The organism is Aquimarina aggregata (assembly GCF_001632745.1).
In the GTDB taxonomy this organism is placed as follows: domain Bacteria; phylum Bacteroidota; class Bacteroidia; order Flavobacteriales; family Flavobacteriaceae; genus Aquimarina; species Aquimarina aggregata.
In genome coordinates this window covers 161,072-177,694 of sequence record NZ_LQRT01000002.1, presented here as the reverse complement: position 1 = coordinate 177,694, position 16,623 = coordinate 161,072, and the positions used below count along the sequence as shown (strand labels likewise).

The following is a 16,623-nucleotide window of genomic DNA, read 5'->3' as shown; positions in this document are numbered from 1 at the left end:
TTAATAAAGAGATTAGGAATAAATACAATAACTGATATGTCTAAATACAAATTAATAGGTCCAATTTCACAACTTATATCGATGAGAGAATTACCAATAAAAGGTGCTCTCAAAGATGAGAATTTACATATTTTAGAAAATGCAGGAATTCTAATAGAAGATGGGAATATTAAGAATATCGAGACGTATTCGGATTTATTAAACAATTACAAAGCTCTTGATTTAGAGATTATAGAATTAAAAGCAAATTATGTTTGTCTGCCTGGTTTTATAGATGCTCATACTCATATTTGTTATTGTGGTTCGAGAGCAAAAGATTATGCCATGAGAAATTCTGGCAAATCATACCTAGAAATAGCGCAAGCAGGTGGCGGAATATGGGATACAGTAACCCAAACTAGAAAAGCAGAACAGCAAGAGTTAATGTATGGCATTGTAAAAAGAGCAAATACGCATTTAAAAAACGGGGTCACAACCATAGAAGTTAAAAGTGGTTATGGGTTATCTGTTCCTGAGGAGTTAAAAATGTTAAGAGCCATAAAAGAAGCTGAAAGAAACACTGAAGCAGATCTTATCGCTACATGCCTTGCAGGGCATATGTTACCAAAAGATTTTGAGGGAGATCATGAAACATATTTGGATCACATAAGCACTACTCTATTTCCTATTCTTCAAGAAGAAAAACTAACAAATCGGATAGATGCGTTTATAGAGCAAAGCGCTTTCTCCCCTTCTAACATACTTCCCTATTTTGAAAAAGCAAAATCAATGGGATTTGATATTACGGTACACGCAGATCAATTTAGTACAGGAGGTAGTGAAATTGCAGTTAAAATGAATGCCATAAGTGCGGATCATTTAGAAGCTAGTACAGATAACGAGGTAAAAATGTTAGCCAATAGCAATGTCGTTTCTATTGCTTTGCCTGGTGCATCAATTGGATTGGGATGCAGTTTTACTCCTGCAAGAAAAATCTTAGATTCGGGAGGAGCGTTGGCTATAGCTAGTGATTGGAATCCTGGTTCAGCTCCAATGGGAGACCTGCTCACACAAGCATGTATTTTAGGTACTTTTGAAAAGTTATCAAACACAGAGGTATTAGCAGGTATAACCTACAGAGCAGCGGCAGCTCTCAACCTTCAAGACAGAGGCCGATTAATGCCTGGAATGTTAGCAGATTTTAACCTTTTCAAAACAGATCATTATAATGAAATCTTTTATCATCAAGGTAAGCTAGTTCCTTCACAAATATGGAAACAAGGAAACCTGATTTATACCAGTTAACTAAAACTTGTAACTCTTTTATACATCTACTCAAGTACTATAAATTAAAATATGACTTTTAAAGAACAAATACTACAGGGTATCCCCGAAAAATTACCTCCAAAAAAAGCATTAAACCCTGATATAAGTCGTGCTCCAAAACGGAAACAAATTCTTTCAAAAGACGAAAAAAAACTTGCTCTTAGAAATGCGCTTCGTTATTTTCCTGAAGAATGGCATAAAGAACTTGCTGAAGAGTTTTTGGAAGAGTTAAATGTATTAGGGCGCATATATATGTATCGTTTTATGCCCACATACGAAATGTATGCACGTCCAATAGACGAATATCCTTCAAATACCGTACAAGCAGCAGGGATTATGCTAATGATACAAAATAATTTAGATCCTGCAGTTGCACAGCATCCATATGAATTAATTACATATGGAGGTAATGGTAGCGTTTTTCAAAATTGGGCACAGTATAGTATTACCATGAAATATCTTGCCACAATGACAGAAAAACAAACTTTACATATCTATTCAGGGCATCCTATGGGCGTATTTCCATCTTCAAAAGATGCACCAAGAGTGGTAGTCACAAATGGTATGATGATTCCAAATTACTCTTCTCCCGATGATTGGGAAAAATATAATGCACTAGGTGTTACACAGTATGGACAAATGACAGCAGGAAGCTATATGTACATTGGACCACAAGGTATAGTGCATGGAACTACTATAACAGTAATGAATGCATTTAGAAAAACATTACAAACGGATGAATCATGCGCTGGTAAAATATTTTTAACATCAGGTTTGGGAGGAATGAGTGGTGCGCAACCAAAAGCAGGAAATATAGCTGGTTGTATTACCATATGCGCAGAAGTAAATCCTAAAGCTGCACAAAAACGTTATGAACAAGGATGGGTAGATGAAATCATTAGAGATTTAAATATTTTAGTAAGCAGAGTAAAAAAAGCTGTAAGCCAAAAGGAAATAGTATCTATAGCATATCAAGGAAATATTGTAGACGTCTGGGAACGATTTTATGATGAGAATATTTATATAAATATTGGATCTGATCAAACCTCTTTACATAACCCATGGTCTGGAGGATATTATCCAGCTAGCTTAAGTTATGAACAAGCCAATACGATGATAAGTAATGAACCTGAAAAATTCAAATTAGAAGTTCAAAAATCATTACGCCGACATGCTACTGCAATTAATAAACATACTTCTAAAGGTACCTATTTTTTCGATTACGGAAACGCCTTTTTATTAGAAGCTTCAAGAGCTGGAGCAGAAATAATGGCTAAAAATAAAATTGATTTTAAATACCCTTCTTATGTACAAGATATTTTAGGGCCTATGTGCTTTGATTATGGATTTGGGCCATTTAGATGGGTATGTACCTCGGGAAAAGCTGAAGATCTAGATACAACCGATCAGATTGCTTTAGATGTTATGCTGTCTATTAAAATGGACGCTCCAAAAGAGATTCAGCAACAAATGCAAGATAATATCACATGGATAAAAGAAGCAAAACAAAATAAACTTGTTGTTGGTTCACAAGCGCGTATTTTATACGCAGATGCAGAAGGTAGAGTTAAAATCGCATTAGCTTTTAACAACGCTATAAAAGAGGGGTTGATCTCAAAACCTATAGTTTTGGGTAGAGATCACCATGATGTAAGTGGTACAGATTCTCCTTATCGCGAAACAAGTAATATTTATGATGGCAGTAAATTTACTGCAGATATGGCAATTCATAATGTGATTGGCGATAGCTTTAGAGGCGCAACATGGGTCTCTATTCATAATGGTGGCGGTGTTGGTTGGGGAGAAGTAATAAATGGTGGTTTTGGGTTAGTATTAGATGGTTCTAAAGAAGCTTCTGAACGGTTAAAACAAATGTTATTTTATGATGTAAATAATGGAATAGCAAGAAGAAGTTGGGCTAGAAACAAAGAGGCCCTATTCGCTATTAAAAGAGAAATGCAACGTACACCAGAATTGAAAGTAACTATTCCTAAAGAAGTGAATACTGTTATTTTAGATCGGTTATTTAATTAACTTGATATACTCTTATGAAAATAGAAAATTATCAAAAACCAAATACAAAGTTATGGACAGGTAGAATTTCTAAAGACAAGATGTATTTACATGAAAAAATCCAATGTATCCCTCTTGATATAAAACCTCTCAAAATTTCGAAAGAAAAAACATTTGCTTTTTTAGGATATCAGTGTGATGAAGGAGTTCTAAGAAATCAAGGTAGAATTGGCGCTTTTAAAGGTCCAGATATGATTAGAAAAATGTTGGCTCCTCTTGCAAATCATTTTACTGATCAAGTAGAACTTTTGGATGTTGGTAATATTATTTGCCCTACAGGAGATCTTGAAAAAACTCAACAAGAAACATCAATAACAATAGCAAATTTATTGAAGCATCAAATTTTCCCTATTATTTTAGGTGGTGGGCACGACCTCGCTTATGCCCATTATTCTGGTATAAAAAGACAATTACCTCATCAAACGATAGGAATCATAAATTTAGATGCACATTTTGATCTTAGAAAAAAAGTCAACTCGGCAAACTCTGGCACTCCATTTTATCAAATAGCTAGTGAAACTAATAATTTTAATTACCTCTGTCTTGGTATACAAAAAGCTGCAAACAATAAAGAGTTATATAAAACTGCTAATATTCTAAATGTACAATATGTTGAGAATACTGAATTTACTATTGGAAATAAAAAGGAGATAGATTTAATACTTAAAAAATTTATCGAATCAGTTGATTACCTATACTTGACTATTGATCTAGACGGTTTTTCATCTTCTGTAGCACCTGGCGTTAGTGCTCCTTCTCCTACTGGTTTTCTGGTAGATATTGCAATGGATTCTATACACACCGTTTGTAAATCCAATAAACTAATTAGTGTTGATATCGTAGAACTTAATCCCAAATATGATATTGACAATTGTACAGCAAAACTTGCTGCTAGATTAATCTACAATATCATATCTTTTATATAAATACTTTGAAGTAAAAAGGTATTTCTTGATCTTTCCTACTATTTAAGCTTTCATATAGTTTCTTTTTTCAAAAAAAATACCCTTCAAATAGAAAATGAAGGGCTTAAGGGCAAAAACACAAACTCAAGATATTCTAATCATTCTTGAAAATAGTGCCAAAACAAAGTACTACGAGTTTATTCAAGAAAAATCTATTGGTATTATTATTTACGAATTGCATAACTAGATGCTTTAGGTAGTTGTTTCATAAAATTCACAAAGCCTGCGAAATTAAGTCCGAACATGGAGTATAAATTATTCATGATTGTGGGATTTAAAATTAAGTTGCAGCAAATTAACAACTTATCAACAATAAAACAAATAAAATGTTTATTATTTGTTAATAATTTGTTTAAAAGTATTATTTTCACGATATAATGGATATTTTATACATTATTATGAATATTTAACACGTAAAAACCTACTTTAATTGTTAATAACTCAATTTTCGTTAAAAATAATCCAGAAAAGGTCTTCGTACTTCCATAAAATATCCAATACATCTTTGCCTGATATATAAAAGTGAAATTATTGATGATAAGTACGGGTTGAGAAAATCATACATTTTAAATACAATCTACAATAACAAATAAGCTATTCTTACTACATTGCACCTTATGAAAACTGCTACCGTAAGAGAATTAAAAAAAGAACTAGAACATAGTTCACACGAAGAATTAATGGCATTATGTCTTCGTTTATCACGTTTTAAAAAAGAAAATAAAGAATTGCTTACGTATTTATTATTTGAGGCAACAGATGAAGAAGGTTACATTCAAAGCGTAAAACAAGAAATTGATGAGCAGTTTAAACTTATAAACACCACATCTTATCATTATATAAAAAAGAGTGTCCGAAAAATTTTAAGAAATATTAAAAAACATATTAGGTATTCATCTAGTAAAGAAACAGAGGTCGAATTACTTCTCTTTTTTTGTGATACATTAATTCATTACAGACCTTACATAAACAATAACTCTGTTTTAAAAAATATTTATTTTAGAGAACTAACAGCATTAAAAAAGAAAATAACAACTTTACACGAAGATTTACAATTTGATTACTATCAAGAATTGGAAAAGCTTCCGAGTTAAAATCGTTTTTCCTTATCATCTAATTACAGTAAATATCTATCTAATTCGTCTCAATAAATTAATTTTTAATTGATTAATTAATATTTTTTTATACATTTACTTGTAATAAACACTTAAATTTTGTGTTTAGACAACAAGTAAAAGCTATTGATGATGTTGAATTAAATATTTGGTTTTATCTTTAGGTTTTATTAACTAATTTAAATTATAACAATGAGCAAAGGAACAGTAAAATTCTTCAATGACTCCAAAGGTTTTGGATTTATCACTGAAGAAGATTCGAACAAAGAACATTTTGTACACATCTCTGGATTAATTGACGAGATTCGCGAAGGCGACGCAGTAGAGTTTGATTTACAAGAAGGACGAAAAGGATTAAACGCAGTAAATGTAAAAGTAATTTAATATATACTATTTAATTTTTTTTAAAGCATAAAGCCTATACACTTTAGTATAGGCTTTTTATTTTAATAAATTTTGACTTTTATACTATTCAAACATTAATGAAACAAATTCTGCGACACAGGCTGGTTTTTCTGTGTTTTCAATTTCAACAGAACAATTCCAAGTGATTTTCAATCCATTTTTACCATATTCTTCTATTTTAGCAATACTGCTATGTAAACGCACTTTACTATCTACTAATACGGGGTTTGGAAACCTTACTTTGTTTAATCCATAATTCACCCCCATCGTCATACTATCGACAACAATTAAATCCATAAGCATTTTAGAAAGTAAGGATACTGACAAAAAACCATGCGCTATTGGTTTTTTAAATGGTGATTCTTTCTTTATTCTTTCGTGATCCACATGAACCCATTGAAAATCTAGTGTTGCTTCGGCAAAAGCATCAATCATTTTCTGAGTTACTAATAACCAATTTCCTGTAGGAAGTGATTGCCCTTCGTTTGCTCTAAATTCAGAAAAATTTTTACATATTAACTTATCCATAGTATATAAATAAAATTTTTATTTCCTTAAAATTACCTTGATACACCCCCGTCTATTGTTAAACAAATTCCAGAAACAAAAGACGCTTCATCAGACGCTAAGTATAAATAACCGTAGGCTATATCTATTGGTTTAGCAGCTTTCTTAAGAGGTATTTGATTTTTAATTCCATCCAAATGCTCTTGAGGAATCTGTTCTGTCATCTCGGTAAGCGTAAATCCCGGAGCTAGTGCATTAGCTGTAATACCATATTTACCTAACTCTACCGTCCACGTTTTGGACATTGCAATAACGCCGGCTTTAGTAGCTGCATAATTAGTTTGTCCAAAATTTCCTCTTAGACCTACATTTGATGCAGCAGATACGATACGACCATAGCCTTTTTCCTTCATGTATTGCGAAACAACTTGGGTACAAAGAAAAACACCTTTAAGATTTACATCGACTACGGCATCCCATTCTTCTTCGCTCATTTTATGCAAAGTTCTATCTTTTGTAATACCTGCATTATTAATCAATATATCTATTTTACCATACGTATCATTAATTCTCTGTGCTTCTGCATCTATTGCAACTTTATCCGTCACTGAAATATTAGTAAACTCTGCACGTTGACCTTTTTTTACAATAGTATCGGCAACACTTTGCCCTTCTGGCAATACATCCCAAATAATCACAATAGCTCCTTCATGAGCAAATAATTCTGAAACAGCTTTACCTATTCCTCGGGAACCTCCTGTTACAATAGCTACTTTATCTTTTAATCTCATTGTTTATTTTTTTAGGAACATTGTATAACCGCTTTACCTTTTACTTTTCTACTTGCAATATCTTCTAAAGCAACTGAAGCATCTGCTAATGGATATATTTTATGAATATGGGGTTTAAGTTTTCCTTTTCCATACCATTGCATTAATTCCATTGTATTTTCCATATTTTTCTTAGGGGTCTTCATGGCGAAACTTCCCCAAAACACACCTACAATTGCACAACCTTTAAGCAAGGCCAGATTAAGTGGTATTTTAGGAATATCTCCGGCTGCAAACCCAACTACCAAATAACGCCCTTCCCAGGCCATACTTCTAATAGCTGGTTCTGCATAATTACCACCAACAGGATCATATACTACATCAACTCCTTTTCCTTTGGTAAACTCTTTTACTTTTGTTTTTAAATCTTCTTTGGTATAATTAATAATTTCGTCTGCTCCATAAGATTTACATAATTGTAGTTTATCATCTGTAGATGCGGCTGCAATGACTGTGGCTCCCATAAGTTTACCAAGTTCAACGGCTGCTAAACCAACTCCACCAGAAGCCCCTAAAACCAATAATGTTTCTCCTTTCTGAAGTTTTGCTCTATCTTTTAAAGCGTGATAAGAAGTCCCATATGCCATCATAAACGAAGCGGCAATAGGGAATTGCATCATTGGTGGCTTTTGAAAACATGCATTGCCAGGAACCACAACCTCTTGTGCATAACCCCCATGCATTACAAAACCAAATACCTCATCTCCTGGCTTAACATGATTAACCTTTTCTCCAACTTCTTTTACTATGCCTGCAATATCACTACCAGGTGTAAAAGGTAATTGAGGTTTAAACTGATATAATCCTTGGATTATTAGCGTATCCGGAAAATTAACTCCACAAGCTTTTACTTGTACTACAACCTCATTATCTTTAGGTTTAGAACTTTCTACCTCTTCTAAAACCAAAGTAGATGGTGGTCCAAATTCTTTACAAACTATTGCTTTCATATATTATCTTATAATTCTTTAGTATGAAATGGTTTAACATTTTTAAGACTCTTCCTAATTACGTCATCAATACCCATCTTAAGCAGATTTAATCTTCTATCACCTTTAATACTAATTTTCCCATTTTATCTCCAGAAAACAAGCGTAAAAATGTTTCGTGAAAATTTTCGATACCATCATAAACATCCTCTTTACTTTTTAATTTACCTTGAGCCATCCAAGCTCCCATCTCCATTGCTGCTTTACCAAAATCTTTAGTGTAATCTAAAACTACCATTCCTTTCATTGTGGCTCTATTTACTAAAAGAGATAGATAATTTGATGGACCTTTTATTGCAGTTTTATTATTATACTGTGAGATAGCTCCACAAATTACAATACGTGCATGCATACGGAGTCTAGCCAAAGCAGCATCCAGAATTTCTCCACCAACATTATCAAAATAAACATCGATACCTTTTGGACATTCTCTTTTTAGTGCTGCATTAATATCTTCAGATTTATAATCAATTGCACCATCAAAGCCTAACTCATCAATAATATATTTACATTTATTTGCTCCACCTGCAACGCCTATTACTCGACAACCTTTTATTTTTGCTATTTGCCCTACAATACTACCAACAGCACCGGCTGCTCCAGAAACAAGTACAACATCACCTTCTTTAATTTCGCCTACTTGTAGAATCCCAAAATAGGCTGTCATCCCTGGCATTCCCAAAGTACCGATATACATTGGCAAAGGAGCTAGCTTTGGATCTACAGGATACCAATTATCTCCATTTGTTACACTATATTGCTGTACACCACCCCAGCCAGTTACAAAATCACCTTCTTTTAATTTTGGGTGATTGTTTGCTTTTATTACTTTCCCTACTGATCCAGCTCTCATAACATCATTTATTTGAACAGGTTCTATATAAGATTTCCCTTCATTAATCCAACCACGCATTGCAGGGTCTAAAGAAATATAATGTTGTTGAATTAATACTTCACCTTCTTTAGGTTCTGGGATTGGATTTGACTCTAATTGCCATGTAGTAGTATCAGGAATGCCTATTGGACGTTTTTTTAATATGAGTTGTTTATTCATTTTTATTGTTTTAATTGTGTGTAATATGTAAAAAAATTATAAAGAAGTTCCACCATCTAGAGTTATTGTTTGCCCCGTGATGAACTTAGTAGTATCCGATGCCAACCAAACCACTGCCTCTGCTATTTCGTCTGCTTGTCCATAACGTTTCATTGGGATAACACTTTTTAGCATCTGATCCATATCTGGTCTTACTGATAATAGTTTTTCTAATAGGGCAGATTCTGTATATCCAGGACAAACAGCATTAATACGTATATTTTTCGTCGCATATTCTAAAGCTGCAGACTTGGTCATACCAACTACTGCAAATTTACTAGCGCTATATGATAAATTATTAAGCGAAGCTTTTAACCCTGCCAATGATGCAATATTCACAATATTTCCCCCACCTTGTTTCATCATTTGTTGCAATGCCAATTTCATACAATAAAAAACTCCGGTTTGATTTACAGCAATTACGCTATCCCAATCTTCTAATGTATATTCTCCTGTTTTAGCCATATTTCTAGGTCCAATTCCTGCATTGTTAACTATAACATCTAACCTACCAAACTGATCTACCGTTTTAGCGATAAGTTGTTCTACATCTTCAAAATTGGCTACGTTAGCTTCAATGGCAACTGCACTTCCTCCTTCTTTTGTAATCTCTTCAACTACAGTTTGGGCTTTCTGTTTTTTTATATCAGAAACTATAACAGTAGCATTATATTTAGCAAAATGTTTTGCTGTAGCTGCTCCTATTCCAGAACCTGCACCTGTGACAATTACGATCTTATCTTTTACTTCCATCTTATATTCTTTAAATAAAATTTTATTGTTTTAAACAATACTACTGGTTATATACTGTCTTACTTTATTCTTTTTTACTACCTAAAGTATAATCTCTTTTTTTCCTTCAAATTGTTTAACAATATCTGGGTAATGTACGTTTAGGTTTTCCAGAATAAAATCAAAAGGAACATCGTTAAAATGACCATAATCATCTAGATATTCCATAAAAACATTCCCTTCATTATTATATTCTTGAAAAATAGAGTCATTTTCTCCATCAAAGTCTAATGGAGCCACATTACACTTTCTACATAATGCTTTATTAAATGCTGGTGATATTTTAAGCCATTGATCATTCAGTAACACATTAACCATACCATGCGGTGTTAATTCATTTGTTCCGAATTTTTGAATTAATCGTTCAACACCTATATGATTTTTGACTTTAGCCAGGTGAATTCGAGCAGGAATTCCTAATCCTCTTAAGCAAGCAACTAATAAGATAGATTTATCTACGCAATGGCCCTTAGACTTTTTAGCTATAAAACTAGCTTTAAAACACTTTTTAGAAAGGTTAATATGATAAGCATCGTATCGCCAATCATCTCTTATTTTCAGGTATATTTTTATTGCCTTTTCTTTCTCTGTCAATTCTGTTGTATCATATTCTTTGATCAACTTTTGAATCTCTTCTGTTTCATAATCAAAATAATATGTTGGTGTTAAATAATTCATTTTATTCTTATTATATTATTCTAATCTATTTTTTTTGTCTGGATAACTTGTAACGCTACATTACAAAGTAGCTCTGAAGCTTTATTAAGTTCTGCAAAACGAGGGTCAGTCGTCAAACTCTTACTATATCTATAATAAATCTGTTGTGCTATCACCGCTATTTTAAACAATCCAAAAGCGTAATAAAAAATTAAATTATTTACTTTTCTTCCACTTTTTTGTAGGTATAGTTCTACTATTTCACTTCTTCCCGGATTACCTTCCATGATTGTAGGTGAAGGAATCCCTTGTTGTACGAACGCATGATCAGTAGTCATTGTCCAGTATCCTAATGATGTTCCTAGATCCATTAATGGGTCTCCTAAAGTAGCCATTTCCCAATCTAAAACAGCAGTAACATCGTTCCATTGGTCATCTTTAAAGACAATATTATCATATTTAAAATCATTATGAACCAAACTATAATCATATTTCTTCGGTTGATTATCTTGCAACCATCTCATAACCTTTTTTGCAGTTAACACATCTTCTGTAGCCGCTTTGAGGTATTGTTTTCCCCAATTGGTAACTTGTCGTTCTACATACCCTTCTGGTTTTCCTAAATCTATCAATCCGGCTGCTTTATAATCTATAGCATGCAGCTCTACAAATGTATCTAACCACGAATGTGCTATAGTTTTAAAATCTGATGAAGCTATAGTCCTTTTCTTTGCTTCTTTTACATTAAGAATTATGCCATTTACTTTTTCCATAATATAAAATGGGCATCCCAGTATAGTATCGTCTTCGGTATAAGAATACATTTTTGGAACCTTAGGAAATGACCGATATATATTAGACTGCACATTGAATTCTCTTCCCATATCATGCCCTCTTTTTATAGCACCAAAAGGTGGTCTACGCAGCACATATTCTTTGTCCTCTATTTCTAACAAATACGTGAGATTAGAATAACCGTGTGTAAACTGCGTAACCTGCCAATCACTAAGACTATTAGTAATCAAACCTTCTCGTTGAAGAAATATCTTTAATTTCTTTTCATTTAATTCTTCCCCTTTACGTACGTTTTGCATAATTTCTTGCCCTAGAATAACAACCAATACTATAGAATGGTTATTTTAATTTTTATTTCTTATTAAATTCAATGATACTTAGGTTTTATTTTTGGAATAAGCGTTAATAACACTTTTTCCTAATTGATACATATGCACCTCGTCTGGTCCATCTGCCAAACGTAACATTCGTGCTGCTACAAAAAAGTGTGATAATGGGGTATCCGGTCCTACTCCTTTTCCACCATGAATTTGTATAGCTCTGTCGATGACATTTAATGCCATTTTAGGTGCTACAATTTTAATCATAGCTATCAAATCTTTAGAGGCTTTATTACCTTTCTTATCCATTTTATCTGCAGCCGACAAGGTTAACAATCTTGCTTGTTCAATATCACACTGAGACTGAGCTATTTCTTGTCGAATACTACTATAATCTTTAAATGTTTTTCCAAATGCGATACGTTCGGAAGCTCTTTGAGACATCAATTCTAAAGAACGTTGTGACATGCCTATCAAGCGCATACAATGATGAATACGTCCTGGTCCTAAGCGTCCTTGAGCAATTTCAAAACCTCTGCCTTCTCCTAGTATTAAGTTTTCTTTAGGCACCCTTACATTTTCTAATACAATTTCTGCATGCCCTTCTGGAGAGTCATAAAAACCAAAAACTGATAAAGGTCTTATTATTTTTAACCCTGGAGTATCCATAGGAACTAAAACCATACTTTGTTGTTGGTGTCTTGGGGCATTTGGATCTGTTTTACCCATAACAATAGCGATTTTACAATGAGGATCCATTGCTCCAGAGGACCACCATTTTCTGCCATTAATGATATAGTCGTCTCCATCTCTGATTATAGAAGTCTCGATATTTGTTGCATCAGACGAAGCTACTTGAGGTTCAGTCATTAAAAAAGCTGATCTAATATCACCATTCATCAAAGGTTTTAACCATTGTTCTTGTTGTAGAGGCGATCCATATTTTGCCAAAACCTCCATATTTCCAGTATCGGGAGCATTACAATTAAAAACTTCTGAAGACCATAATACTCGCCCCATAATTTCTGCTAATGGAGCATATTCTAGATTTGTAAGACCAGGACTCAATTCACCATAACTCTTATGTAAAAAAAGATTCCATAACTCTGCTTCTTTTGCCTTTTCTTTTAGATCTTCTATTCCTGGCCAACGTTTCCATCTATTTTCTGCGCTGTAATTAAATGTTGTTACATGGTCTTCTATGGGCAATATATGTTCCTCAAAAAAGGTATTTATTTTTTTTTGAAGGGTTATTATTTTTTCTGAGTATTCAAAATTCATTTCTTATATACTTTTAACACCTCATACAGATTTTACTAATCAATGAATAATTTATCCTGCAATCATATATCCGCCATCGGCATTATAAACGCCACCAGTCATATATGCACCTGCTTCTGAAGATAATAAACACACTATCCCTGCCATCTCATCGGGCATTCCCATTCTAGAAGTAGGTAGTGTTTTTTCTATTTTTTGAAGTAATTTTTCATTTTGCCAGAGCGCAGCACTAAATTTGGTTTTTATCAACCCGGGACAAACAACATTTGCTCTTATACCATATTGTCCCCATTCTTTTGCTTGGTTTTTTGTTAACATCAATAATGCAGCCTTACTTGTACTATACAACCCTAATCCTGCTCCTGGGTGTAAAGCTTCTACAGACGCAATATTAATAATACTACCTCCTCCTCTTTCTTTCATTGAAGACAATACTAGATTAGATAACATCCATGGTGCTTTTACATTAACATCCATTATTTTATCAAAAACGCTCTCTTCAGCATCCTCAATAGGGCCATAAATAGGGTTAATTGCCGCATTATTTACCAAAATATCTATGCCACCAAAAAGTGTTATTGTTTTTTCTATAAGACTTTTTCTTTGTTCAGCTTTTCCTATGTGACATGCAATACCAATAGCTTCCCAACCCGCTTTTTTAAATTCTTCTGCCACTTCATCAACTGCATCCTGATTTCTACTACTAATAACTACTTTGGCTCCTTGCTCAGCTAAAGCTTGAGCAATAGCTTTTCCTATTCCTTTACTAGAACCTGTTACAATAGCAACTTTTCCTTCTAAGTTGAATGATTGTTTTATACTACTCATTATAGATAAATATGTTATAATTTTAATTTAATAAGAAAACCGATTCTTTAAATTATCCAAGAAACTCCTTTTCAGTAGCAATCGTAAGCACCTCGTTATCAAAAAGAATCTCTGCAAGACCGGTAGTTTTGGGTAGTTCATATTTGAAATAAAACCTCATCGCATGAATTTTACTTTCATAAAAGTCTTCAGAATGATTTTTTGATCCTGAGATGATGGATTTTTTTGCATTAACAGCAATTTCTAACCATATCCAAGACATCGTTATTGTACTAAAGAATTCCATAAAAGGTGTAGCATCAGAAAGAAAACGTTCAAAATCTCCTTTCTTAGCGTATGCTACTAAGGAGCCTATAACTTTTTGAGTTAGTTGCAACTTTTCTCCAAGTCTATTAGCATATGAACGTATATCATCATATTTTGATGCATCTTGTATAGTTTTCATCACTTCTTCTGTTAAGAGCTGTAAAGCTTTACCATTTTCCATAAGCAATTTTCTTCCTAACAAATCTTGGGACTGTATCCCTGTTGTACCTTCATAAATTGGAAAAATTCGAATGTCTCTATAATACTGTTGTAAAATAAAATCTGTACAAAAACCATATCCACCTAACACTTGTAATCCATTTGAAACAGCTTCTGCGCCCATCTCTGAAGGATAGGTTTTCACCATAGGAATAATTAATTCGAGTAGTAAACTATATTTTTCTATTTCTACTTTATCTTGTAATGTTTCCTTAAGATCAAAATACTTTGAAGCTAATAGTACTAAACTTAAAGAACCTTCTGCCACAACTTTTTGTTGCATCAACATTCTTCGCACATCGGGGTGGTTAATTATTAAGGTTTGTCCTTGTTCTGGATTTTTCTTTCCTGTACTAGTAAGTTTTCTACCTTGCGGACGTTCCTTTGCATATTGTAAAGAAGCTTGATACGCTGCAGTAGCAATTGCCGCAGCACCTCTACCAACAGCTATTCGAGCACCATTCATCATCATAAACATGTATTTAAGTCCTTGATGAGCTTCTCCTACCAACCAGCCATGACAATCGTTTGTATCACCAAATCCCAAGTGAGTAGTACAATATCCTTTTTGTCCTAATTTCTGAAAATCAGCAACTGTAGTAACATCATTAGAAACAAGATCATCTTTATCGTCAAAACGTTTTTTAGGAACTACAAATAAAGATATACCCTTGGTACCTGCAGGTGCACCTTCTATTCTAGCTAATACAAGATGAACAAAGTTATCTGCGTACTGATGATCACCTCCAGAAATAAATATTTTTTGTCCAGAAATTTTATAATACTCACTATCTGTAGGTATTGCTTTTGTTACCACATCAGATAGTGAACTACCTGCTTGTGGTTCTGTTAAACACATAGTTCCTCCCCATTCACCTGAAAGCATTTTAGGAACATATTTGTCATTAAGTTCCTTATTACCGAAATGTACAATTAACTCAGCCGAGCCTATTGTAAGTCCTGCATACCCAGGTAAGTGATTATTTGCAGCATCTTGAATAAAAGCAGATGCAGTATATGCCATCATTGGTAATTGTAATCCACCAGCATCATAATCAAAAGTACCAGAAATTAATCCCATTTCTCCTCCTTTTTTCATCATTACCCCAACTTGCTCATGAACAATTATCTCACCATCTTTATAGTAGGCAGGATGGTCATCCATCTCTTTTATAAAAGGAAACAATTCTCGATCAGAAAAATCCTTTACCGCATCTATAAACAACTCTAAAGACTCTTTATCATGATCAACAAAACGATCTGCATCCAATACTTCTTCTAATTGATGTACATCATACAAAAGGTACTTAAGAGTTTCAATATCTATATATTTATCAGCCATTGTGTGAAGTTTTAAAACATTAAGTAATAATACCTCAATAAAGTACGTAAATATTTAATAGATTCTCATTAAACTAGTTTAATAAATGCCGAAATTTAGATACCATTAACTATTTTTAAATAAGACATACAATAGCTACATAGTTAAACACAACTTACCTGTGCACAATAAACAAAAACGAATTAGTTTGTATTATTAACTCTTACTAAGTCTCTTTTTAATTTTGGATAAGCCTACTGGTGTCAATCCAAGGTACGAAGCTATTAGGTATTGTGGTACTCGTTGAAACAATGAAGGGCGTTTTTCTAACAATTGTAAGTACCTTTCTTGATTAGAAAGGTTTCTTAATTGATTAATTCTTTGAAAATTAATCACAAAAGTTCTCTGCATAGATAATCTTCCAAAACGTTCTAATTGATGAGAATGATCGTATACTTTTTGCTGATCTGATTTTGAAATTGTGTATATAATAGAATCTTCTAGAGCTTCAAGATATGATTCTGAAGGAATATCTTGAATAAAAGCATATAGATCTGTAAAAAAATAGCCTTCAGTAAAAAACTCCATTACTCTTGTTATTCCTTCTTCTACAGTATAATAGGATATACACCCCTTTTGCATAAAGTAAAATTCATTTATACACTGGTTAGGTTTTAGTAATAATTCTCCTTTTTTTATTTTTCTAATTTTGAAAAACTGAAGTCCAAATTCAATATCTGAATCACTTACTTTAGTAAAGGATCTTATTTTTTTCTTTAAGTCTTCCAAGGGATATGATCTTTTTAGCGAAAAAACAAAATA

At 33.0% G+C, this 16,623-nt stretch carries 16 protein-coding genes; 5 read left to right on the top strand and 11 right to left on the bottom strand.

All coding sequences use genetic code 11. The annotated features are described in order from the left end of the window. Positions 1–36 precede the first annotated feature (36 nt). From hutI to AWE51_RS02535, 5 genes are all read left to right on the top strand, one after another. Complete coding sequence (hutI, locus tag AWE51_RS02555) at positions 37–1,284, top strand: imidazolonepropionase (protein ID WP_066309028.1); 1,248 nt, start codon at positions 37–39, stop codon at positions 1,282–1,284. 51 nt (positions 1,285–1,335) lie between these two features. Further along, the gene (locus AWE51_RS02550; protein WP_066309026.1) at positions 1,336–3,339 is read left to right on the top strand and encodes a urocanate hydratase; all 2,004 of its coding nucleotides are present in this window, start codon (positions 1,336–1,338) and stop codon (positions 3,337–3,339) included. 14 nt (positions 3,340–3,353) lie between these two features. Continuing rightward, on the top strand, positions 3,354–4,304 hold the full coding sequence (gene hutG, locus AWE51_RS02545) for a formimidoylglutamase (RefSeq protein ID WP_066309024.1): 951 nt from the start codon (positions 3,354–3,356) through the stop codon (positions 4,302–4,304). Between the two features lie 656 nt (positions 4,305–4,960). Beyond that, positions 4,961–5,437, top strand: coding sequence for a hypothetical protein (locus tag AWE51_RS02540; protein WP_066309022.1), 477 nt, complete (start codon positions 4,961–4,963; stop codon positions 5,435–5,437). Positions 5,438–5,650: 213 nt separating this feature from the next. Then, positions 5,651–5,842 carry a cold-shock protein gene (locus AWE51_RS02535; RefSeq protein WP_066309019.1) on the top strand — a complete coding sequence of 64 codons (192 nt, stop codon included), beginning with the start codon at positions 5,651–5,653 and terminating at the stop codon, positions 5,840–5,842. Positions 5,843–5,926: 84 nt separating this feature from the next. Here the strand turns inward: AWE51_RS02535 and AWE51_RS02530 are convergent, their stop codons facing one another. From AWE51_RS02530 to AWE51_RS02480, 11 genes are all read right to left on the bottom strand, one after another. Further along, complete coding sequence (locus tag AWE51_RS02530; RefSeq protein ID WP_066309018.1) at positions 5,927–6,391, bottom strand: MaoC family dehydratase; 465 nt, start codon at positions 6,389–6,391, stop codon at positions 5,927–5,929. A gap of 32 nt (positions 6,392–6,423) precedes the next feature. After that, positions 6,424–7,161 (bottom strand): 3-oxoacyl-ACP reductase FabG, encoded by a 738-nt coding sequence (gene fabG, locus AWE51_RS02525; protein WP_066309017.1) that lies wholly within the window; start codon positions 7,159–7,161, stop codon positions 6,424–6,426. Positions 7,162–7,172: 11 nt separating this feature from the next. Beyond that, positions 7,173–8,150 (bottom strand): NADPH:quinone oxidoreductase family protein, encoded by a 978-nt coding sequence (locus AWE51_RS02520; protein WP_066309014.1) that lies wholly within the window; start codon positions 8,148–8,150, stop codon positions 7,173–7,175. Positions 8,151–8,238: 88 nt separating this feature from the next. Beyond that, a complete protein-coding gene (locus AWE51_RS02515; protein WP_066309013.1) occupies positions 8,239–9,243 on the bottom strand; it encodes an NADP-dependent oxidoreductase in 1,005 nt (334 codons plus the stop codon). Between the two features lie 36 nt (positions 9,244–9,279). Beyond that, on the bottom strand, positions 9,280–10,035 hold the full coding sequence (locus AWE51_RS02510) for an SDR family NAD(P)-dependent oxidoreductase (protein WP_066309010.1): 756 nt from the start codon (positions 10,033–10,035) through the stop codon (positions 9,280–9,282). Between the two features lie 81 nt (positions 10,036–10,116). Further along, a complete protein-coding gene (locus tag AWE51_RS02505; protein WP_066309008.1) occupies positions 10,117–10,752 on the bottom strand; it encodes a transglutaminase-like domain-containing protein in 636 nt (211 codons plus the stop codon). Between the two features lie 20 nt (positions 10,753–10,772). Continuing rightward, a complete protein-coding gene (locus tag AWE51_RS02500; protein ID WP_066310928.1) occupies positions 10,773–11,825 on the bottom strand; it encodes a phosphotransferase family protein in 1,053 nt (350 codons plus the stop codon). A 78-nt stretch (positions 11,826–11,903) separates the two neighbouring features. Beyond that, positions 11,904–13,127 (bottom strand): acyl-CoA dehydrogenase family protein, encoded by a 1,224-nt coding sequence (locus AWE51_RS02495; RefSeq protein WP_066309005.1) that lies wholly within the window; start codon positions 13,125–13,127, stop codon positions 11,904–11,906. A 51-nt stretch (positions 13,128–13,178) separates the two neighbouring features. Further along, the gene (locus tag AWE51_RS02490; RefSeq protein ID WP_066308998.1) at positions 13,179–13,955 is read right to left on the bottom strand and encodes an SDR family NAD(P)-dependent oxidoreductase; all 777 of its coding nucleotides are present in this window, start codon (positions 13,953–13,955) and stop codon (positions 13,179–13,181) included. A 52-nt stretch (positions 13,956–14,007) separates the two neighbouring features. Continuing rightward, on the bottom strand, positions 14,008–15,822 hold the full coding sequence (locus AWE51_RS02485) for an acyl-CoA dehydrogenase (RefSeq protein WP_066308997.1): 1,815 nt from the start codon (positions 15,820–15,822) through the stop codon (positions 14,008–14,010). Between the two features lie 195 nt (positions 15,823–16,017). After that, entirely contained in the window at positions 16,018–16,590 is a 573-nt protein-coding gene (locus tag AWE51_RS02480; protein WP_157766004.1) for a Crp/Fnr family transcriptional regulator, read from the bottom strand. Positions 16,591–16,623 lie beyond the last annotated feature (33 nt).

Excerpts from the sequence above, each read along its gene's own strand:
- AWE51_RS02530 (WP_066309018.1), bottom strand. The coding sequence starts at position 6,391 with ATGGATAAGTTAATATGTAAAAATTTTTCTGAATTTAGAGCAAACGAA.
- AWE51_RS02495 (WP_066309005.1), bottom strand. The coding sequence starts at position 13,127 with ATGAATTTTGAATACTCAGAAAAAATAATAACCCTTCAAAAAAAAATA.
- hutI (WP_066309028.1), top strand. The coding sequence starts at position 37 with ATGTCTAAATACAAATTAATAGGTCCAATTTCACAACTTATATCGATG.
- AWE51_RS02515 (WP_066309013.1), bottom strand. The coding sequence starts at position 9,243 with ATGAATAAACAACTCATATTAAAAAAACGTCCAATAGGCATTCCTGAT.
- fabG (WP_066309017.1), bottom strand. The coding sequence starts at position 7,161 with ATGAGATTAAAAGATAAAGTAGCTATTGTAACAGGAGGTTCCCGAGGA.
- AWE51_RS02520 (WP_066309014.1), bottom strand. The coding sequence starts at position 8,150 with ATGAAAGCAATAGTTTGTAAAGAATTTGGACCACCATCTACTTTGGTT.
- AWE51_RS02505 (WP_066309008.1), bottom strand. The coding sequence starts at position 10,752 with ATGAATTATTTAACACCAACATATTATTTTGATTATGAAACAGAAGAG.
- AWE51_RS02500 (WP_066310928.1), bottom strand. The coding sequence starts at position 11,825 with ATGCAAAACGTACGTAAAGGGGAAGAATTAAATGAAAAGAAATTAAAG.
- AWE51_RS02550 (WP_066309026.1), top strand. The coding sequence starts at position 1,336 with ATGACTTTTAAAGAACAAATACTACAGGGTATCCCCGAAAAATTACCT.
- hutG (WP_066309024.1), top strand. The coding sequence starts at position 3,354 with ATGAAAATAGAAAATTATCAAAAACCAAATACAAAGTTATGGACAGGT.
- AWE51_RS02510 (WP_066309010.1), bottom strand. The coding sequence starts at position 10,035 with ATGGAAGTAAAAGATAAGATCGTAATTGTCACAGGTGCAGGTTCTGGA.
- AWE51_RS02485 (WP_066308997.1), bottom strand. The coding sequence starts at position 15,822 with ATGGCTGATAAATATATAGATATTGAAACTCTTAAGTACCTTTTGTAT.
- AWE51_RS02540 (WP_066309022.1), top strand. The coding sequence starts at position 4,961 with ATGAAAACTGCTACCGTAAGAGAATTAAAAAAAGAACTAGAACATAGT.
- AWE51_RS02490 (WP_066308998.1), bottom strand. The coding sequence starts at position 13,955 with ATGAGTAGTATAAAACAATCATTCAACTTAGAAGGAAAAGTTGCTATT.
- AWE51_RS02535 (WP_066309019.1), top strand. The coding sequence starts at position 5,651 with ATGAGCAAAGGAACAGTAAAATTCTTCAATGACTCCAAAGGTTTTGGA.